This window comes from Halorientalis brevis (assembly GCF_042678165.1).
In the GTDB taxonomy this organism is placed as follows: domain Archaea; phylum Halobacteriota; class Halobacteria; order Halobacteriales; family Haloarculaceae; genus Halorientalis; species Halorientalis brevis.
Window position 1 is genome coordinate 211,201 of record NZ_JBHUDJ010000006.1, and the last position, 19,368, is coordinate 230,568.

21 protein-coding genes are annotated in these 19,368 nt (G+C 65.6%); 8 read left to right on the plus strand and 13 right to left on the minus strand.

From position 1 onward, the window contains the following. Positions 1-10: 10 nt before the first annotated feature. From hutI to ACFR9U_RS12890, 4 genes are all read right to left on the minus strand, one after another. A complete protein-coding gene (gene hutI, locus ACFR9U_RS12875) occupies positions 11-1,243 on the minus strand; it encodes an imidazolonepropionase (RefSeq protein ID WP_247380506.1) in 1,233 nt (410 codons plus the stop codon). Then, the gene (gene hutG / locus ACFR9U_RS12880) at positions 1,236-2,207 is read right to left on the minus strand and encodes a formimidoylglutamase (RefSeq protein ID WP_247380505.1); all 972 of its coding nucleotides are present in this window, start codon (positions 2,205-2,207) and stop codon (positions 1,236-1,238) included. The genes hutI and hutG overlap by 8 nt, the downstream gene beginning before the upstream one ends. Then, a complete protein-coding gene (gene hutU / locus ACFR9U_RS12885; RefSeq protein ID WP_247380502.1) occupies positions 2,204-3,949 on the minus strand; it encodes a urocanate hydratase in 1,746 nt (581 codons plus the stop codon). The genes hutG and hutU overlap by 4 nt, the downstream gene beginning before the upstream one ends. A gap of 65 nt (positions 3,950-4,014) precedes the next feature. Further along, the gene (locus ACFR9U_RS12890; RefSeq protein WP_247380500.1) at positions 4,015-4,386 is read right to left on the minus strand and encodes a methylglyoxal synthase; all 372 of its coding nucleotides are present in this window, start codon (positions 4,384-4,386) and stop codon (positions 4,015-4,017) included. 115 nt (positions 4,387-4,501) lie between these two features. Here ACFR9U_RS12890 and ACFR9U_RS12895 point away from each other — a divergent pair, with 115 nt between their 5' ends. Then, positions 4,502-6,958: a bacterio-opsin activator domain-containing protein gene (locus ACFR9U_RS12895; RefSeq protein ID WP_247380498.1), complete on the plus strand. Its 2,457-nt coding sequence runs from the start codon at positions 4,502-4,504 to the stop codon at positions 6,956-6,958. A gap of 296 nt (positions 6,959-7,254) precedes the next feature. Here ACFR9U_RS12895 and ACFR9U_RS12900 read toward each other — a convergent pair whose 3' ends face one another. Together ACFR9U_RS12900 and ACFR9U_RS12905 are read right to left on the minus strand one after the other, a co-directional pair. Continuing rightward, entirely contained in the window at positions 7,255-8,859 is a 1,605-nt protein-coding gene (locus ACFR9U_RS12900) for a hybrid sensor histidine kinase/response regulator (RefSeq protein WP_247380497.1), read from the minus strand. A gap of 65 nt (positions 8,860-8,924) precedes the next feature. Continuing rightward, on the minus strand, positions 8,925-9,467 hold the full coding sequence (locus tag ACFR9U_RS12905; protein WP_282594367.1) for a deoxyuridine 5'-triphosphate nucleotidohydrolase: 543 nt from the start codon (positions 9,465-9,467) through the stop codon (positions 8,925-8,927). Positions 9,468-9,631: 164 nt separating this feature from the next. On the opposite strand from ACFR9U_RS12905, the gene ACFR9U_RS12910 reads away from it, so the two are divergent. Then, positions 9,632-11,602, plus strand: coding sequence for an aconitate hydratase (locus ACFR9U_RS12910; protein WP_247380493.1), 1,971 nt, complete (start codon positions 9,632-9,634; stop codon positions 11,600-11,602). Positions 11,603-11,829: 227 nt separating this feature from the next. Here ACFR9U_RS12910 and ACFR9U_RS12915 read toward each other — a convergent pair whose 3' ends face one another. The 5 genes from ACFR9U_RS12915 to ACFR9U_RS12935 form a co-directional block, all read right to left on the minus strand. Beyond that, the gene (locus ACFR9U_RS12915) at positions 11,830-11,997 is read right to left on the minus strand and encodes a hypothetical protein (protein WP_247380491.1); all 168 of its coding nucleotides are present in this window, start codon (positions 11,995-11,997) and stop codon (positions 11,830-11,832) included. A 372-nt stretch (positions 11,998-12,369) separates the two neighbouring features. After that, entirely contained in the window at positions 12,370-12,507 is a 138-nt protein-coding gene (locus ACFR9U_RS12920; RefSeq protein WP_247380489.1) for a hypothetical protein, read from the minus strand. 2 nt (positions 12,508-12,509) lie between these two features. Beyond that, on the minus strand, positions 12,510-13,064 hold the full coding sequence (locus ACFR9U_RS12925; RefSeq protein WP_247380487.1) for a type II toxin-antitoxin system death-on-curing family toxin: 555 nt from the start codon (positions 13,062-13,064) through the stop codon (positions 12,510-12,512). Positions 13,065-13,318: 254 nt separating this feature from the next. Continuing rightward, complete coding sequence (locus ACFR9U_RS12930) at positions 13,319-13,714, minus strand: PIN domain-containing protein (RefSeq protein WP_247380485.1); 396 nt, start codon at positions 13,712-13,714, stop codon at positions 13,319-13,321. After that, positions 13,711-13,974, minus strand: a complete 264-nt coding sequence (locus ACFR9U_RS12935; RefSeq protein ID WP_247380483.1) for an antitoxin VapB family protein — start codon at positions 13,972-13,974, stop codon at positions 13,711-13,713. The genes ACFR9U_RS12930 and ACFR9U_RS12935 overlap by 4 nt, the downstream gene beginning before the upstream one ends. A 406-nt stretch (positions 13,975-14,380) precedes the next feature. Here ACFR9U_RS12935 and ACFR9U_RS12940 point away from each other — a divergent pair, with 406 nt between their 5' ends. The 5 genes from ACFR9U_RS12940 to ACFR9U_RS12960 all read left to right on the plus strand — a co-directional run bounded on the left by ACFR9U_RS12940 (position 14,381) and on the right by ACFR9U_RS12960 (position 16,940). Continuing rightward, positions 14,381-14,662 carry a ribbon-helix-helix domain-containing protein gene (locus tag ACFR9U_RS12940; RefSeq protein ID WP_247380480.1) on the plus strand — a complete coding sequence of 94 codons (282 nt, stop codon included), beginning with the start codon at positions 14,381-14,383 and terminating at the stop codon, positions 14,660-14,662. After that, positions 14,655-14,939, plus strand: coding sequence for a type II toxin-antitoxin system RelE family toxin (locus tag ACFR9U_RS12945; protein ID WP_247380478.1), 285 nt, complete (start codon positions 14,655-14,657; stop codon positions 14,937-14,939). The genes ACFR9U_RS12940 and ACFR9U_RS12945 overlap by 8 nt, the downstream gene beginning before the upstream one ends. A gap of 326 nt (positions 14,940-15,265) precedes the next feature. Continuing rightward, positions 15,266-15,517, plus strand: a complete 252-nt coding sequence (locus ACFR9U_RS12950; RefSeq protein ID WP_247380475.1) for an AbrB/MazE/SpoVT family DNA-binding domain-containing protein — start codon at positions 15,266-15,268, stop codon at positions 15,515-15,517. After that, a complete protein-coding gene (locus tag ACFR9U_RS12955; RefSeq protein ID WP_247380473.1) occupies positions 15,518-15,952 on the plus strand; it encodes a PIN domain-containing protein in 435 nt (144 codons plus the stop codon). Positions 15,953-16,193: 241 nt separating this feature from the next. Beyond that, a complete protein-coding gene (locus tag ACFR9U_RS12960) occupies positions 16,194-16,940 on the plus strand; it encodes an MBL fold metallo-hydrolase (protein ID WP_247380471.1) in 747 nt (248 codons plus the stop codon). A gap of 9 nt (positions 16,941-16,949) precedes the next feature. Here the strand turns inward: ACFR9U_RS12960 and ACFR9U_RS12965 are convergent, their stop codons facing one another. Further along, positions 16,950-18,221, minus strand: a complete 1,272-nt coding sequence (locus ACFR9U_RS12965) for an eIF2B alpha/beta/delta subunit family protein (protein WP_247380469.1) — start codon at positions 18,219-18,221, stop codon at positions 16,950-16,952. An 89-nt stretch (positions 18,222-18,310) separates the two neighbouring features. Here ACFR9U_RS12965 and ACFR9U_RS12970 point away from each other — a divergent pair, with 89 nt between their 5' ends. Continuing rightward, positions 18,311-18,802 (plus strand): metallophosphoesterase family protein, encoded by a 492-nt coding sequence (locus ACFR9U_RS12970; RefSeq protein WP_247380912.1) that lies wholly within the window; start codon positions 18,311-18,313, stop codon positions 18,800-18,802. Positions 18,803-18,985: 183 nt separating this feature from the next. Here ACFR9U_RS12970 and ACFR9U_RS12975 read toward each other — a convergent pair whose 3' ends face one another. Further along, positions 18,986-19,360 carry a hypothetical protein gene (locus ACFR9U_RS12975; protein WP_247380468.1) on the minus strand — a complete coding sequence of 125 codons (375 nt, stop codon included), beginning with the start codon at positions 19,358-19,360 and terminating at the stop codon, positions 18,986-18,988. Positions 19,361-19,368 lie beyond the last annotated feature (8 nt).

The window sequence follows — 19,368 nt, forward strand, 5'->3', positions numbered from 1 at the left end:
GCGGCGTCGCTCACGCCGCTCCCTCCCGGTGGACGAGGGACCCCCGTTTGAGGACCGCGTCGACGACGTTCACGCCGACGTTGTACGGGACGTGGACGTGCGAGGGAGCGTCGAGCACGAGCAGGTCGGCGGGAGCGCCCTCGGTGAGGGTGCCCGTCCCGTCGTCGCGATTCAGCGCCGCTGCGCCCCGGCGCGTCGCCGCGAGCATCGCCTCGGCCGGAGCCATTCCCATGCCGGAACAGCCCAGCGCCACGGCAAAGCCCATGCTCTGTGAGTAGCAGTTCGGATTGCAGTCGGTCGCGATCGCGGGCGGTGCACCGGCGTCGGCGAACACGTCGGGGTCGGCGTAGTCGGCGCCCAGCGAGAACGCGGTCCCGGGAAGGAGGACGGGCGTCACGGCCGCGTCGGCCAGCGCAGCGGCGTCCGCGTCGGTCGCGTGCAGCAGGTGGTCGGCGCTGGCAGCCCCGAGGTCCGCTGCGAGTTGCGCACCGCCGAGTCGCGTGAACTCCTCGGCGTGGACCTTCGGCGTCAGCCCGTGGTCGCGACCGGCTTCGAGGACGCGTCGAGACTGCTCGACGGTGAACACGTCTTCCTCGCAGAACACGTCGCAGAACTCGGCGATCCCCTGGTCGGCGACCGCCGGGAGTTGCTCCTCGACGACCGCAGTGACGTAGTCGTCCACGTCGCGACCGTCTGGGACGGCGTGAGCGCCCATGAACGTCGGGACCACGTCGACCAGGTGCGCGTCGTCAGCGCGTGCGATCACGTCCAGCATTCGCAGTTCCGTCTCGCGATCCAGCCCGTACCCGGATTTCACCTCGACGGTCGTCGTCCCGTGGGCCAGCATGACGTCGAGTTCCCCGAGCAGGTTGTCGAGTAGCGTCTCGTCGCTGGCGTCTCTGACGGCGCGGACCGTTCGGAGGATGCCCCCGCCCTCGGCGAGGATTTCCTGGTAGGTCTTCCCCCGGAGTTTCGCGGCGAACTCGTCGGCGCGGTCGCCGGCGAAGAGCGCGTGCGTGTGCGAATCGACGAAGCCGGGGACGACAGCGCGGCCGTCGGCGTCGATGGCCGTCGCCGCGTTCGCCGGCGGATACTCGCGGGTCACCGCGTCCGTGGGACCGACGGCTGCAACGCGACCGTCGACGACGGCGACGGCTGCGTCCTCGTGAATGTCTGGGTCGGTCGGTCCGGAGGCAGTCACCACCTCGCCCGCGTCGTGGACGACGGCGGTCAGGTCAGTCATCCCCGGCCTCCCAGTCGTCACGGGCAGTGAGGGCAGACAGGAAGTGACCAATTGCACGTGCACCCGCCCGAGCAGTGCGGTCGCCCTCGTCGAGCGGGGGTGCACACTCGACCACCTCGAACCCGGCCACCCGGTCGTCGGTCGCCAGCAGCCGCAGGAGGCGGTACAGTTCCCGTGTGGTGAGCCCACCCGGCGTCGGGGCGCTCACGCCCGGGGCGGCCGCCGCGTCGAGTACGTCCACGTCGAGGCTCAGGTAGATCGCGTCGACGTCGGCCATGGCCTCGCGCAAGCGGTCGGCCGCCATCACGGTGTCCAGTCCCACTTCGTCGGCGGTGACGATGGTGCCACCGCGACTCGTGACGTACTCGGCGTAGGTCGTGCTCGTCTCGAAGTGACGCGCGCCGGCGACGGCGAAGGCGTCGAGACCGGCCTCGTGGAGCTGTCTGTAGGGGGTGCCGCTGGTCGGTTCGCCGCGCACTTCGCGGCAGTCCAGGTGGGCGTCGAAACTCACGACGCCGACCGACCCGCGGTCGAGGAGCGGCGCGACGTTGGCGTAGGTCAGCGAGTTGTCGCCGCCCAGGAACACCGGCAGCGCGCCCCGGTCGTAGACGCGCGCGGCCACGTCTCGAACCGTCTCCTGGACCTCGCTGGAGCGCATGGTCGTCCACTCGCCGGCGATGGCCGCGACGTTACCGAGGTCGCCCACCGAACTGACGGGGCCAGCGTCGAAGTGGTGGGTCTTCATCGCCGCCAGTTCCCGGCGGAGCGCCGACGGCCCCTCGCTGGCGCCCGGCCGTCCGATCACCGCGCCGTCGTACGGTTCGCCGACCAGCACCGCCGTCTCCTCGCTGGCCGTCGTCAGCGTCGCCGGGAAGACCACGTCGCCGAACTGCTCGTCGTTGGGATCGGTCGACGGCCCGTCCCACTCCGGCGGTTGCGTGAACGGGTGGTCCTCCCCGCTCATCGCTCGCGCTCCCGCATCGGAATCGGAACGCCCGACGCCTCGGCTTCGTCGAGTGCGGTCTCGTAGCCGGCGTCGGCGTGCCGGACGACGCCCATCCCGGGATCGGTCGTGAACACCCGGCGCGCTTTCTCGGCGGCCAGGTCCGACCCGTCGAGGACGACGTGGTTGTTCGTGTGCAGCGCGTTTCCGATGCCGACGCCGCCACCGTCGTGGACGCTGACGACGTCCGCGCCGGCCGCGCAGTTCAACAGCGCGTTCAGGATGGGCCAGTCGGCGATGGCGTCCGAACCGTCTTTCATCGCTTCCGTCTCGCGGTTGGGGGAGGCCACGCTCCCCGCGTCGAGGTGGTCGCGGGTGACGACGATCGGTGCCGCGATCTCCCCGTCCGCGACGAGGTCGTTGATGCGCAGGGCGAAGCGAGCGCGTTCGGTGAGACCGTCCGGGTCGTCGGCTGCTCGATAGCCGAGCCAGCAGACCCGCGACGGCAGCCCCTGGAACTCGACCTGCTCCTGTGCGAGGTCGATCCAGCGGTGGAGGGCGTCCTTCTCGGGGAACAGTTCCGTGACGGCCTCGTCGGTCCGGCGGATGTCGTCGGGGTCGCCCGAGAGCGCTACCCAGCGGAACGGTCCTTTCCCCCGGCAGAACAGCGGCCGGACGTACGCGGGGACGAACCCGGGGAAGTCGAACGCGGTCTCCATCCCGCGGTGTTCCCGGACCTGGCCGCGGATGTTGTTGCCGTACTCGAACGCCACCGCGCCCCGTTCCTGAAGGTCGAGGATGGCCTGGACGTGGCGTTCCATCGTGTCCAGCGATTCCGCGACGTACGTCTCGGGGTCTGCTTCGCGGCGGGCGTCCGCCGCCGCGACGGTGTAGCCCGACGGGTAGTACCCCTCTAACTCGTCGTGGGCGCTCGTCTGGTCGGTGACGACGTCGGGGATCTCGTTGCGGTCGACGAGTTCCGCCAGCATGTCCGCGGCGTTCATGTGGACGCCGACGCTGTACGGTTCGCCCCGGTCGGCGTACTCGGCAGCCTGCTGAAGAGCGACCTCCAGGTCGCTCGTTTTGTCCATCAGATAGCCGGTCTCGATGCGGCGGTCGATGCGGTCTTCGTCGACCTCCGCAGCGATGCAGACGCCGTGGTTCATCGTGACGGCGAGGGGTTGGGCACCCCCCATCCCGCCGAGGCCGCCCGTCGCCACGACCCTCCCTTCGAGGGAATTTTCCTCGAACTCCTGACGAGCGAGTTCCGCCAGCGTCTCGAACGTCCCCTGAATGATGCCCTGAGTACCGATGTACGCCCACGAGCCGGCGGTCATCTGGCCGTACATGATGAGGCCCCTCGCTTCGAGCTCGTGGAAGTGGTCCCAGTCGTCCCACTTCCCGACGAGGTTCGAGTTGGCGACGAGGACGCGGGGCGCGCGCTCGTGGGTCTCGAAGCGCCCGACGGGTTTGCCGGACTGGACCAGCAGCGTCTCGGCGTCGCCGAGGTCGCGGAGTTCGGCGAGGATGGCGTCGTAGGCGTCCCAGGAGCGAGCGGCCCGTCCGGTCCCGCCGTACACCACCAGCTCTTCGGGGTTCTCGGCGACCTCGGGGTCGAGGTTGTTGTTCAGCAGCCGGAGGGCCGCTTCCTGCCGCCAGCCCCGACACTCGATGTCGGTCCCCGTCGGCGCACCCCGGTACTCGCGCCACTGCTGGCTGGGTTCACCGACGTCGTGACCCGACTCCCCTGTTTGGTGTGCCATGACGTGCGTTAGGGGACGATCGGACGTAACTGTTGGGCGAGGCCGCTGACGGCCAGGCGTGGCCCCTACTCCGCGTCGAGGCCGTCGAGCAGGTAGCGGGCGCCGGTCTCCGTGGTGGCCAGTGGGACGTCGTGGACGTCACAGACGCGCAGGAGCGCGGAGATGTCCGGTTCGTGGGGCTGTGCGGTCAGCGGGTCGCGGAGGAAGACGATGCCGTCGACGGCGTCGTCGGCGACCTCGCTGGCGATCTGCACGTCGCCACCGAGCGGGCCGGAGGCCTTCCGCTCGACGGTCAGGTCGGTCTCTTCAGTGATCCGCTGACCGGTCGTCCCCGTGCCCAGGAGGTCGTAATCGGCGAGGGTCTCCTCGTACGCCTGGGCCATATCGATGATGTCGGGTTTCCGTTCGTCGTGGGCGATGAGCGCGACGCGCGTCATGGTACACCAGATGTGGCCGTGACACCGTATCCCTTCCGCCGCCGGTGAAAATCAGAATCTGAAACCTCGCCGCGAGCTTTATTCCCGGTGGGTTCGTCTCGCCGGTAGCTGACGTATGGGACGGAGCCGACGGGTTCTCGTGGTGGACCCGGACAGCGAGTGCAGGGAGTCGATAGTGACCGCGCTGGAGTCGCTCGACGAGACGACGGTCGAGACGGTCCAGGCCGACGGGATTCCCAGGGAGGTCACCGGTGACGACAGCCCCGCGTGTCTCGTCACCCGCCACGCGGCCGACGGACCGGACGTGCTGCCGGTGTTCGAGTCGGCCGACCACGACAGCGTCCCCGTGGTCGTCCTGCGCGACCCGGACAGCGAGGAGAGCGCCACCGATCTCCTCGACGCCGGCGCGCGGGAAGTCGTCGAGTACGAGGGAGAGTGGAAGCGCCTCCTTCAACGGAGGGTCGAGCGGGCGCTCGACGACGTGGGTCGACGGTCGGCCCTCGACACCTACGAGACGATCGTCGAGACGATGCGGGAGGGCGCGTTCGTGTTGGACGAGGACGGCGATCGGCTGTTCGTCGACGAGCGGACGAGCGAGGTGCTCGACCGGCCAGCGACCGAGTTGGTCGACGCGTCGGCGGAGAGTTACGCCGAGGCCGGGATCATCGACGAGGGGACGCTCACGCACTACCAGCAGCGCCGCGACGCGGTACTGTCGGGCGACAGCGAGAGCGAACAGATCGAAGTGGAGATGGACCTGCCGACCGCCGAGGAGTCGATCACGGCCGAAACCCGCCTCAGTCGGATCGACCGGAACGGCAGCGACGGGGCGGCCGTCGGCATCACCCGAGACATCTCCGAGCGGAAGGAACTGGAACGGCAGCTCCGAGACAGCGAACTCGCGCTCAGAGAGCTCACCGCGGTCTCCTCGCGGACGGACCTGACCTTCGAGGAGAAGGTCCAGCACGTCCTCGACATCGGCCGCGAGCGGGTCGGCCTCGAATCAGGGTTTCTCGCCGTCATCGACCCGAAAGTGAACCCCGAGCAGGCCGGCTTCCGGATCGTCGTCGACGACGGCAACGACGAGCAGTTCGCCGAGCGAACCGACCAGCCGCTGTCGAAGACGTACTGTCGGAAGACCATCGACGCGCACGGGCCGTTGGCGGTCACCGACGCCACCGAGGAAGGGTGGGAGGACGATCCCGCCTACGAGAAGTACGGACTGGGCTGCTATCTCGGCGGGACGGTGACCGTCGACGGCGAGCTGTACGGGACCCTCTGTTTCGCCGCACGCGAGGCGCGAACGGAGCCGTCCACCGAGAGCGAGCGCCAGTTCGTCGAACTACTCACCCAGTGGGTCAGCTTCGAACTCGAACGCCGCCGGCGCGAACACGAGCTCAGACAGTTGCTCGCCCGGATCAACGGCCTCATCCGCGACGTCATCGAGGTGCTCGTCGAGTCCGCGACCCACACGGAGATCAACGAGCGGGTGTGCGACCAGCTCGCGGCGGTCGACGGCTACGACCTCGCGTGGATCGGCGACGTCGGCGTCAGCGGCGGGTCGCTCGAACCGACCGCGTGGGCCGGCGAGACCGACCTCGACGTGGCCGACCTGTCGCTCCCGCTCGACGCCGACGAACCGGGGCCGAGCGTCCAGGCGCTCCGCGAGGGACGGACGCGACACCAGGAGTTCACCGCCGGTGCCGAGACCGGCGAGTTCGCGGCCGACTCGGAACACGGCCTCCGGGCAGCGATCGCCGTGCCGCTGACCTACAAGGACACCGAGTACGGCGTCATGACGGTCTACACGACCGATCCCGACGCGTTCGACGCACACGAGCAGGCCGTGCTCTCGACGCTGGGCCGCGCCATCGCGAACGCCTACAACGCCATCGAGACCGGGCGCATCCTCGGGACCGACCAGGTCGTCGAACTGCAGTTCACCGTCGGCGACGACGACCTGCTGTTCAACCGGGTCGCCGCCGCCGCGAACTGCCACCTGACCTACGCGGGCTCGGTCTACAAACCGGACGGCGCCCTGCGGCTGTTCGCCGAAGCGTCGGGAGCCGACGCCGAGGCAGTGCTGGCCGCCGCCGAAGAGGCGGGCGTCGAGAGCGCCGCCTGTCTCGCCGACGAGGACGAGCAGTTGTTCGAGTTCATCGTCACCGACGCGTTCGTCGAACTGCTGGCCGACCGCGGGGCAGTGATGCAGGCGTTGACGAGCGAAGCGGGGCAGGCGCGTGTGACGGTCGAACTGCCGGCGAAGGCCAGCGCCCGCGAGTTCTTCGAGTTCGTCGCCGACCGGTACGACGGAACGGACCTCGTCGGCTACCACGAACACGATCGCCCGGTCGAGACCCGCCAGGAGTTCCGGGCGGCGCTCGAAGACCGGTTGACCGACCGCCAGCAGACCGCGCTCCAGTCTGCGGTCCTCAGCGGCTTCTTCGAGTGGCCCCGCCCCGTCTCCGGCGACGAACTCGCCGAGTCGATGGACATCTCGCGCCCGACCTTCCACCAGCACCTCCGCGCGGCCGAGCGGAAGGTCTTCACGGAGTTGTTCGATCCCGAGTGACTCCCGCTGGCCAGCTACCTAACGAGATAGGCATATAGCATATACTGTTCCTCCCGATAACTAGTCGTGCGGTACCCGCCTGCTCGGGCGCTGCGTACCCAAGGCTCCGCTCCACACGCACCGAGTCGGCGACCGCACCGACGCAACGCCACCGTCACGGCGCCACCACACGACCCAGACCACCACACGGCTCCTGCTACCGCACGCCGGACGGACGGTACGAGCGTCTCTCTCGCAACCATCTTCTCAGAATCCCACACGTCGCGAGCGTCCACGCTGGCGAACCGGTCGCTCGATTAGTGCTGGTCGGCCAGATCCGGTTCCGACGCGCTCTGTCTGGTGAGGTCGCGGATCACGCCGGCCGTCCCCTGGTACGCCCCGTCGTCGTCCGCGAGGAGGCGAAACCGGACCTCACACGGGATCGACTCGCCATCGGCGGTCTGGACGTCGAGGGCGAGCGTGCCCACCTCCTGATCGGCGTCGCGGAGTTCGTCGCGCGCAGCGAGGGCGTTTTCGGTGTCCGCCTCGTCGAGGATGAGGCTGGCCGACGAACCCACGAGTTGCTCGCGACCGTACCCGGACAGGTCCGTCATCGCCTCGTTGACGGTCACGAAGCGGAAGTCGTTGTCGAGGACGTAGACGCCGTCGCCGACCGTCTCGACCATTGTCTCGTACTGTTCGAGTTCGCGCTCTCGTTCCTTGCGGTCGGTGACGTCGATCAGGGCACCGAGCAGTGCGGGCTCGCCTTCGTACTCGATGATGCCGCTGTGAACCTCGAAGACGAACTCCGTCCCGTCCTTCCGGACGCCGGTCAGTTCGTACTGCAACTCTCCGACGTCACCCTGCTCGCGGCGGTCGATGTTCTCCCGTAACAGGTCGTGGTCCTCCTCGGCGACGATGTCGAAGGCAGTCATGCCGTCAGTCATCTCCTCGGGCGTGTAGCCGAAGACGCTGGCCGCCTTGGGATTGACGTACTGGATGACGCCGTCCTGGATGATGTAGATCGCAAAGAGGTTCTGCTCGACGACGCGACGGTAGCGCTGTTTCGTCTGCCGGAGTTGGCCCTCGCGTTCCTTCTGTTCGGTGATGTCCGTGATGACGCCCTCCAGAACGGCAGTCCCGTCCGCGGTCGTCTCGACGGCGCGGCCCTGCTCCCAGACCCAGCGGGTCTCCCCCTGTTTCGTCTCGACGCGGTATTCCAGTTTGTACGGCACGCCGTCGTCGACCGCAGCCTGGACCGCCTCCCAGACGGCCTCCTGGTCCTCGGGATGAACGACGTCCTCGCCGTAGGAGACGTCGCCGCTCGTCAACTGGTCGGGCTCGTACCCAGTGACGTCGATCGACCCGTCGCTGACGAACGACATCGGCCAGTGCCGTTCGTTCCGAGCCCGGTAGACGATCCCCGGCAGGTTGCTCATCAGCGTCGAGAGCACCCGCTCGCTCTCTTCGAGCGCGTCGACGGTTCGCTGTTCGCCGACGGCCCGCTCGATTCGGTTGGCCAATAGGGTGTACTGATCGGTGCCGACCTCCTTCTGGAGGTAGTCGGTGACGCCCGCCGAGATCGCTTCGCTGGCGATCTCTTCGCTGCCTTTCCCGGTAAAGAGAATGAAGGGGAGGTCCGGGTGGGTCTCGCGAACGGCTTCGAGGAACTCCAGGCCGTTCATCCGCGGCATGTCGTAGTCACTGACGATGCAATCGACGTCGTCCTCGGCCAGTCGGTCGAGCGCGTCCTGCGCACTGGTTTCGGTCACGACCGAGAGCCGGTCGCCGACCTTCTCTAACCAGACTGCCGACGTTTCGACCAGGGTGGACTCGTCGTCGACGTGAAGGACGCGGATCTGGCGCTCACCAGTCACCGCGACTGGTTCACGATCCACCGGGTCACCCGCCGCGTCGCTCATTGGAGGAGGTTGGACAGGTCTACATATAAATAGTGCTTCAGTTTCGAAGCGGAAGTCGCGCAGAGTTACAGATGTTCGCCCTGGTACGACCCGTCGTAGGTCCCCTCGTGATCGGCACCGGCCAGCACCAACTGCGCGATGCGAGCACCGGGTTCGAGTTCGATCTCGTGGTGGACTTCAAGCAGCCCCTCGCCGCGACCCTCGTAGCCAGCGTCCCAGACGGCCGTATCGAGCATGCAGGAGTTACGTAACAGCGACGAGCGGGGGTAGAGGAAACCGACGTGTTCTTCCGGGATGGCGATGCGCTCGGCGTACCTGACGACGTACCCGCCCGGCTGCAGTCGGTAGAGTTCTCCGTCGTCGGTCTCCGCAGGGGTGAGTTCGCGGCGGTCGCCGATGGTCTTCCCGTCGCGTTCGATGCGGCCAGGACTCGTCTGCTCGAAGACGGCACCCAGCGTGAGGTCGACACCGTTGGGCTGTACCTGTTCGTCCCGGAGGTCGCCGAGTTGCTCGGCCAGAAAGGCCCCGCTTCTGAACATGCCTGGTGAGGTGGCGAGCGTGAGTAAAACACTGCCGGTCCGCGGCGCCTCGCAGGCGCGACGACGCATCCAGTCACCACTAACTGTTTATCTAGTATCTACCGCGTCAAAAAGCTGTCCGTGAAGGACCGAAAACAGGTCAAAGGGATACTAGTACTGTGGGATACAGTGGAATACACTAATTGAATTAACTCGCATGATTTATGGGCACGGACCCGTCACCGTCAGACGTTATGGGACAGACGCTTACTGAGAAGATTCTCGACGATCATCTCGTCGAAGGCGAACTCGAAACCGGTGAGGAGATCGGCATCGAGATCGACCAGGTCCTGACACAGGACACGACTGGCACGCTCGTATGGCTGCAGTTCGAGGCGCTCGGCCTGGACGAAGTCCAGACCGAACTCGCCGCACAGTACTGTGACCACCAGACCTACCAGTTCGACTTCAAGAACACGGACGACCACCGCTTCCTGCGCTCTGCGGCAGGCACGTTCGGTGCGTACTTCTCGCGCCCCGGCAACGGTATCTGCCACAACGTCCACAAGGAGAACTTCGCGGCCCCCGGCAAGACGCTGCTGGGCTCGGACTCCCACACGCCGACCCCCGGCGGGATGGGGCAGCTCGCCATCGGCTCCGGTGGCCTGGACGTCGCCGTCGCCATGGGTGGCGGTGCCTACTACATCGAGATGCCCGAAGTCGTCAACGTGCGTCTCGAAGGCGAACTCCCCGAGTGGGCGACCGCCAAGGACGTCATCCTCGAGATGCTGCGCCGCCTCTCCGTGAAAGGTGGCGTCGGCAAGATCTTCGAGTACACCGGGCCGGGCGTCGAGACGCTCACCGTGCCCGAGCGGACGACCATCACCAACATGGGCACCGAGCTCGGTGCTACCTCCTCGGTCTTCCCGACCGACGAGAAGACCAGAGACTTCCTCGAGCGCGTCGGCCGTGAGGACGAGTACGTCGAGATCGGCCCCGACGAGGACGCCGAGTACGACGACCAGATCACCATCGACCTCTCCGAGCTCGAGCCGCTCATCGCCGAGCCCTCGATGCCCGACAACGTCGTGCCCGTCCGCGAAGTCGAGGGGCAGGACGTCGAGCAGGTCATCGTCGGCTCCTGTACGAACGGCGGCTACGCGGACATCCTCCCGGCAGCGAAGATGCTGGAAGGCCGCGAAGTCGACATGAAGACCGAGATGATCGTCGCACCCGGCTCCAAGCAGGCCTCCGAGATCCTCGCCCGCCAGGGCTGGAGCGCCGAGATGATGGCCGCCGGTGTGAACTTCTCCGAGGCGACGTGCGGTGCCTGTATCGGCATCGGCCACGTGCCCGCCTCCGATTCGGTCTCGCTGCGTACCTTCAACCGCAACTTCGAGGGTCGCTCCGGGATCGAAGACGACAACGTCTACCTCTGTTCGCCCGAGGTTGCCACCGCGGCAGCCATCAAAGGCGAGATCGTCGACCCGCGTGACCTCGCGGACGAACTCGGCGACATGGAGGCACCCGGTCTGGAGCTGCCCGACAAGTTCGACGGCTCCAAGACGGACATCATCGAGCCCGAGGAGGCCGTCGACGACGACCTCGTCAAGGGCCCGAACATCGGCGACGTCCCGCTGAAGGACGAACTCGACGCCGACATCGAAGGGGAAGCGCTCCTGAAGATGGACGACAACATCACGACCGACCACATCATCCCTGCGACCCAGGACATCCTGATGTACCGGTCGAACATCCCGAAGCTCTCCGAGTTCACCCTCTCGCGCGTCGACGACACCTTCGCCGACCGCGCGCTCGACGCCGACGGCGGCTTCCTCGTCGCCGGCGAGAACTACGGCCAGGGCTCCTCGCGTGAGCACGCCGCACTGTGCCCGATGTACCTCGGTATCGAGGGCGTCCTCGCACAGAGCTTCGCCCGCATCCACAAGGCGAACCTGTTCAACTTCGGCATCATCCCGCTCTCGATCGACGCCGACGACTACGAGCAGATCGACCAGGGCGACGACATCGAGATCGTCGACGACGTCGCCGAGGCCGTTCGCTCGGGGCAGGAGGAGTTCACCGTCCGCGTCAACGACGACTGGGAACTCACCGCCACGCTCGACGCCTCCGAGCGCGAACGCGAGATCCTCGCCGACGGCGGGAAGCTCCCCCACACCAAAAAGCAGACCGAAGGCAGCGGCGCCGCGCCCGCCGACGACTAGATCGCTCCGTAACTCTCACGTTTTTTCGACTCGCTCGCCGCGTAGCCGCAGCTTGGCCAGCAGCGCAGTTCGCAGGCGAGTCGTTTCGACAGGACCTGGCGGTCCACTCCAACACCGGCTCGGACTACGGGCCGGGTAGTATCTCACCAGCCGACGCCACGGTGTTACCACTCGTCGATCGGTAGCAGAAAAATGTCCGTGGCCGGTATAACGAAAGAACAGCCGGATTAGGCGACGAAGCCGTTCCAGCCGCAGTCCACACACCCGAGCACTCCCTGCCCGTCGAGGACGCTGCTCTCACACTCGGGGCAGGTCGCCACGTGGCTCGGCACCGCATCGTAGTCCGCCGTTAGTCCGCCAGTCACCGTCTTCGTAGATTTGAGTTTGAGTGCCATCTGGGTCACACCTCCGGTCGGGTTACCACACCTGGCCCCAGACGGGGCCGTTCGACCGTACCTGAAAATTCGGCCCATCCGTATAAAGAGATGCCCGTTTATATACCCCCAAATCGCCAGACGGCAGGTTAGAGTGATGATGACCTAATATGCATAATAATATCACGACCAGTGACAGAACAGAGTCGACTGACGCTGTCGCTGGGCAGGCGTCGTGTTTGTATCAGGAGTGATGGTACGCCACGTTGAGAGTGGTGGCTCGGGTGAATTCCTCGTCACAAGGGGCTCAGAGGGGGTAACTGTTCGTCACGGCCACCAGCGAGAGATAGAGTGCCGTGTCGGAAAAACTCGTCTATCGAATCGGACGGACCGTCACTCGTACGCGAGTTCTTCGTAAATCTCTTCGTGCTCGTCGAGATCCTGTCTTCCGAGGAACCGAATCAGGTATCGCCTGGCCTCCTCGGGTGACAGATCGTCCGGCAGACTGGGTCCGTCGCTCTCAGCAGCCATATCTAGTTGTTACTACGCGAGTCTGAGTCATAATCGTTGGGTTCACCGCGGTTCTGGCTCTCGGACGGGTCGGGCTCGATATCATCCGGGATTCGTTCAGCGTCCATAATTTGTGCTAACCACAACTCGATTGTCGCTTTGTATTCCGGTTCGAGTGGCTCAGTGTGTTCGCGGAGATACGAAAGAACGACTTCTTTCTCGACGTTCGTTTCGTCCGTAGCCAACGTTTTCAGAATCTCCTTGATCTGACGGTCGTACGCGAACTCCAGTCCGTTCAACGCGCAGAAGACACGGACCGACATGAGTGCCGTTCGTTTGTTCCCGTCGACGAACGGATGGTTGACGTCGATGAGACGGAGTAGCTGGAACGCTTTCTCGTGGAACGACTCGGGGACGTGGCCAAAGTGACCCTCACGGATGTGCTCGACGGCGTATTCGATGTCGCCGGTCGAGGCGACGCCAGCCTCAGTATCCTCGTTCGACTCGACGATCAGCTCGTGGATCGCGAGGATGTCGTCTGTAGCGAGGTAGTTGAACGAGTCTGATCCCTCGGCCATCACTCTCGGCTATCGTCGGTAGACGTATCCAAGTACTGATTTCGGAAACTGACTGTTGCTTCCGACGGATCTATTAATAGAACCTGGCTCTCAGAGGGGGTAACTGTTCGTCACTGCCACCAGTCGCAAGTTGCAGTCCGTGGCCCAAAAGCAATCCGTTCTACCCTCTACCTGCAACCGCGTGTGGTCACACCGAAACCGGACTTCACGAAGGTTCGTCGGTCACGTCTATCTGCTACCCAGTCGGAGCAATCTCAGTATTCTTCCACATCAACGACTTTCTTGGTCTCTTCGTGCGTGAGATCTCCATCTGCCGAAACCACCGGCGCATCTAGCTCACGCCCGACGGCGGCGATAAGCGCGTCGAGACCGCCGAGGAACGGACCCTCGGGCCCGACCTCGTTTGCAATCTCACCTGCGAGGACAGCCGTGTGTTCGTCGACAGCGTGTTTCTCGCCCCACGCGAGGTCAGCACGGGCATCCTCCACATCGCCACCCGGGAAGTTCCCTTCCCCGACCAACACCTCGGCGTACGCCGGGACCGGAATCACCCACCGCTCGGAGTCCCCACCTTCGTCCTCGTAGAACTCCTTGGTCGCCACGACGCCGTTGAGGTAGTCGATGAGAAAACTCGCGTCGAGAACCTTCATGCGTCCGGGTCCTCGCCCTCGTCACCGCCCAGTCGCCGCATCCGCGCTTTCCGCTTCTCTTTGGCCTGCTCGCGCTGTTCGCGAACCCGCTCGGCCTTCTCGTCTGACCACCGGCCGAACCCGTCATAGAAGTCCCCGCCTTCTTCCTCTTCGAGAACACGCTCGAGGACATCGTTGTACGACTCACCCTCGTGCCGGCGTCGATCGAGGATACGCTTCACCCGGTCGCTGACTCGAATCTGCTCGTCGGCTGTTGCCATCGTTACGTTGACGTTGGCGTTGACATCGGTTAATTGTTTGCCCGGGCAGCCCCGTTCGGAATCTATTCATACTTCTGTTGACATTGGTCAGCAACCGATACATGTCGAGTATACAACACCTCCACAGAAACCTGTCACTGTTGGGGAAACCGTCGAGACAGCCAATCTATTAATAGAACCTGGCTCTCAGCGGGGGTAACATTTCGTCACTGCCACCAGTCGCAGGTTGCAGACCGTGGCTGAAAAGCAATCCGTTCCGGCACCGCCCCAGACCGCACAAATCAGCGTACCGTGATAAAAAGAGCGTGCTGACTACAGAACGCGTAGTCGGTAGAAACACTTCGGACAGAGGTATGCCTGCTATCGGACGAAACGACTATGCGTAAGACTAACGTATTACTTCTATATGTCTGAAGCAACTACAGGCGGTGACGACGGAGACGAAATCGTCACGGTGAACTTCAAGGCCACCGAGTCGTTCCTCGACGACATCGACGACACGTGGCAGGGCCGTGGCTTCAACAGCCGAAGTGAGTTCATTCGCTATACGCTCCGGGACGCGATCGAATTTCCGACGTTCGACCGCGACGAACTCATCGCACTGCTCAAAGCCGAGGAAGAGGTCCGCGAGGGGGAGACGATGAGTGCTGCCGAGGCACGCGAGCAGTTCGGCACGAACGATGAGTGACGACGGATGGGTGTGGGAACTCTCCTCGACAGCACAGGACGATATCGGTTCACTCGATCCTGCTGAACAGGATCAGATCCTCGACAAACTCGATGAGGTTGTCGACTCGCCGTGGCGTGATCCGCCCGACTACGGTGAACCGCTCCAGAACAGCCCATATAAGAAGATACGAATCGGTGAGTTTCGTCTCTCAGTAACGTTCAAACGGGGCGACCAGCGTCTCGTCGTCGCACGAATCAAACGTCGCGGCGGTGCATACACTGCCGATGATGATTAACCGGTCTCCCGGAATCCCGGATGTGGCCGATATACGCCTTGTATGCAGTACGACCACTGGAACCTGTAACTGTTGGAGAATTCGATAAGACCAACAATCTATTGATAGAAACTGGGGCTCAAAGGGAGTAACTGTTCGTCACGGCCACCAGCCGGAGGTCCCAGTCCGTGGCTGAAAAGCAATCCGTTCCAGAACCGGTCTCAGACCGCAAACCCGGGTATCGTGACAGAAAGACCGCGCTGACTACAGAGGAAACGCTCAGTGGCGGGCCACTGGTAGTGTGACCGCACACTACATTTTTCAAGGATGCTCTCCTTGTTTCGTCTATGAGCAGTGAGGGCGTCGACTCAGAGAGCAAGGTCTCGGGGAACCAGGCGAACATTCCCGCCCGCATCCGTAACGAGTTAGATATCGACGACGGTGACACACTCCGCTGGCACGTCGAGGACGACGGCACGCTTCGCGTTCAGGTCGTCCAACAGCGCAGCGGGACGTTCAGCGACTTCGACGGTTACGAAGGCGATCGGGAGACGAAGGTCACGGCCGAACACGACGCGTGGGGCGTCGACGCCAACTAAATGCCGCGCGCACTCGTCGATACGTCGGTTCTTTTCGCATCGGTGTACCGTCGGGACGAGGCACACGACGACGCCCTTCCCATCCTCACAGGGATCGACTCGGCGGACCTACCGGAAGCAGTGGTCCTCGATTACGTGCTCGCGGAGACGCTGAATGGCTTGACGACGCACGCTGGTCACGACGCCGGTGTCGATTTCCTCGACCGAGTCGAAGAGAACAGGCGCTTTCACATCGACTCCCTGACTGCGGACGCGTTCGCCACGGCGAAAGCGCTCTTCCGGCAGTACGAGCAGTTCTCGTTCGTCGATGCCGCGATTGTCGCGTATATGCAGGCAGACGGGCTCGGATATCTCTACGCGTTCGACGACGACTTCGATGCCGTCGAGGACGTCTACCGTCTCAACACCGCAACCAACCCCTATCGACCAGAGTGACCGTCCGACGACCGAGACACGTCCTGAGTACAGCACGGTCACTGAGACCTGGCACTGCTGGGGAGTCCACCAAGCCACCGATCTACTAATAGAAACTGGGTCTCAGAGGAGGTAGCTGTTCGTCACTGCCACCAGCCGACTGTATGGGACACGCGGCGAAAAGCCCATACATCTCGCCGCCCGCGGTCGGGCCGTCGGCAAGCAGCCGCCTTCATTGTCCTGCGGGACATACCTCCGGAAAATGACAGTCCGACACGACGGGCTCACCGCCGAGTGGCTGGGCTACGCCACCCTCCGGGTCGCCGGCGATGACACCGTCGTCTACATGGACCCCGGCCGCTACGGCGTCCTCACCGGCGAGTGGGAACCCGACGAGGACGGCGTCGGTCACCCACCGAGCCGCGACTATCGCCCGGAGGACGGCGACGTGATCTGCGTGACGCACGTCCACCACTACGACCCGGAGGGCATCGAGCGGGTCGCCAGCGACGACGCCACCATCGTTGCCTTCGAGGGCATCAGCGGTCGCGACGTCGACCGCGACCTCCCGCCGGTCGTCGATCTCCCGTACGACGTGGTCGAAGTGGGTATGAAAGAGAGCCGCACCGTCGACGGCGTGCCATTGTGGACGATCCCGGCGTACAACGAACCCGGCGGCCCGCACACGCGCCCCGACGGGACGCCGTACCATCCGCGGGGGTTCGGCTGCGGCTTCCTCGTCGACGTCGAGGGAACGAGAGTGCTCTGGACGGGCGACACGGACGTGCTGCCGGGACACAAACAGGTCGACGTCTCGCTGTTCTGTCCGCCGATCGGCCAGCGCTTTACGATGAACCGCCACGAGGCCGCCGCGCTCGCGGCCGTGATGGAGCCCGAACTCGTCCTGCCCGTCCACTACAACACGTTTTCGACCCTGGCGGCCGATTCCCGGGCCTTCGCCGCCGACGTGGCCCAGGCCGGGATTCCGGTCGTGCTGGACGAGTCCTGAATCCCGGGGTCAGTCCTGCCACGCCGCCCTGGCGCTGTGTTCGTCGGCGACGGCCCGGACCGCATCGCCGTCGAGCAGGCCGTCCTCGGTGACGACGCCGGCCAGCAGGTCCGGTGGCGTCACGTCGAACAGCGGGACCGACACGTCGAGGTCGGCGTCCCCGTCGTACACGTCGGTGGGGTCGGCGGTCTCGACGTCGACTGCCGAGTCCGGACTGATCTTGTCGCTGGCCGCGACCGCGTAGATCGGGACGTCCTCGTGGGCGCCCGCGAGGGCAGCAGCGCGCGTTCCGACCTTGTTGACGACGCGCCCGTCCGGGAGGACGGTGTCGGCCCCCACGAGCACAGCGTCGTACTCGCCGTTGGCGAGTTCCCACGCCAGCCCGGCGTCCGAAACGAGCGTCACGTCCGCGCCGTCGGCAGCGAGCGCTTCGGCGACGCCGACGCCCTCGCGACCCGGCCGGGACTCCGCGACCAGCACCGCCTCGGGGTCGGCGCGAGCGAGCGCAGTCGAAACGGTCCCCGACCGCGAGAGCGTCGCGATCCGCTGCCCCGCGAGTGTCTCCCCGGCGGCCTCGGCCGCCGCATCGTCAGCCTCCAGCGCGGCGTCGATCGCCTCGTGAGCGGCGTCCTCGACGGCACGAGCCGTGCGGTCCGCGACGGCGGCAGCCATCACCCTGTTGACGCGATTGGCGACGACCGTCATCGTCGGGCGAGCGGCAAGCAGTTCCCCGGCGAGCGACGCGAGCGAGTCCCAGTCGCCCGCGTCGCGGTCGGCGGCCAGCGCAGCCGCGTCCCGGAGGACCTCCAGCGCCCGGACCGAGATGTAGGCCGCGCCGTGCTCGCGGTCGTCGGCCACCGTCTCGACTGACGGCCGGACCCGATCGTAAGAGGTCCAGAGGTCGGGGACGGTCTCGCGGCGCAGCATCTCGGTCGGCGGGACCCACTCGTACTCGGTCGTCTCCTCGTTCGGCGTCACGTCGCGCGTCGCGCAATCGAACAGGTACGGATGGACGACCCAGCGTGTCCCCAGGTCGGCGTCCTCGACGGTGAAGGGGTCGCCGCGGCGCACGAGCGTGACGGCGTCGGCGAGGTCGGCCTCTTCGTCGATCTCCTGGCGGGCGGCCCAGTCAGGGTCGGGCTCGTCCGAACCGGGTTCGGCAGCGTGGCCCGCCACGGCGCCCCACTGGCCCGTGTAGGAGCCGACCTCTCCGCTCCGACGGAACAACAGGACGCGCCCGCGATTGCGCAGGAAGCAGGTGACGACGTGGGTTTCCTCCATGGCGAAGCCTGCGGCCGGTGCGACCAAAAGTCCCGTCCCGAGAGCGCCAGCAGGGACGACTTTTGTAGGTGGCAGCGAAACCACCGGCCATGAACGTCGCGATCATCAGCGACACCCACGTTCCGTCGCGCGCGAACCGCCTTCCGACCTGGGTTCGCGAGCGGGTCCGGGGCGCCGACCACGTCATCCACGCCGGGGACTTCGACGGGATGGACGTCCTGGCGACGATCGAGGACCTCGCCACCTCGTTGACGGCCGTCTCGGGGAACATGGACCGGGGGCTGGGTCTGCCGACGGTCGAGACCGTCGACCTCGGCGGCGTGGAGTTCGTCGTCACGCACGGCACCGGAAGCAAAACCGGGTACGAGGAGCGCGTCGCGACCACCGTCCGCGAGCACGCGGGCGACGGACCGACGGTCGGCGTCTCGGGTCACACCCACGAACTGCTGGACGCGACCGTCGGCGGCGTGCGACTGCTCAATCCGGGGAGCGCGACCGGCGCGGCGCCGGCGACGAGCACGTCGATGCTGACGGCCCACGTCGAGAACGGGGAGCTGTCCGTCACGGTTCACGAGCGGTGACGCGTCGGCAGTGCCGCCGGCTGAGTGAACGGGAGAGAGTGGAGCGTGGCGGGGAAAGGGGGAACCCCGCCGTGGGGGACGTCGCGGCGGGTAGGGGAGCGCCCCGCCGCGAGGGGAACGGATCCGGAGGGGAGTGGTGACCGGAGCCGCAGTGTGGGGGAACGAGAGTGAGCGGTGACCCGATCAGCCCGCAGCGCGACCGAGCGCCGTGTTTCCGGCAGACCGCAGCACGTAACCGACGATGACGACGTCGACCGGCGCCATGAACAGCCCGTAAAACAGCAGGAAGCTGTTCATCGGGGCCAGGAACATGAACGGGAGCAGGATGAACCGGCCGAAAAACAGGATCATCGCCACCTCACCGAGCGCCACCGTCTCGTCGACGGCGGCGACCAGCAGGAACAGATCCATCGGCGCCATCCAGATCAGCGGCAACACGACCGACTGCGTCTGCGTCGTCAGGAACCAGCCCTCGGCCGCGATCAACGCACACGTCGCTACCAGGAGCTTCAGATCGACCTCGGGAACGGCGAGTCGGGATCGAGTTGCGGTTGCCATCGGAGTCA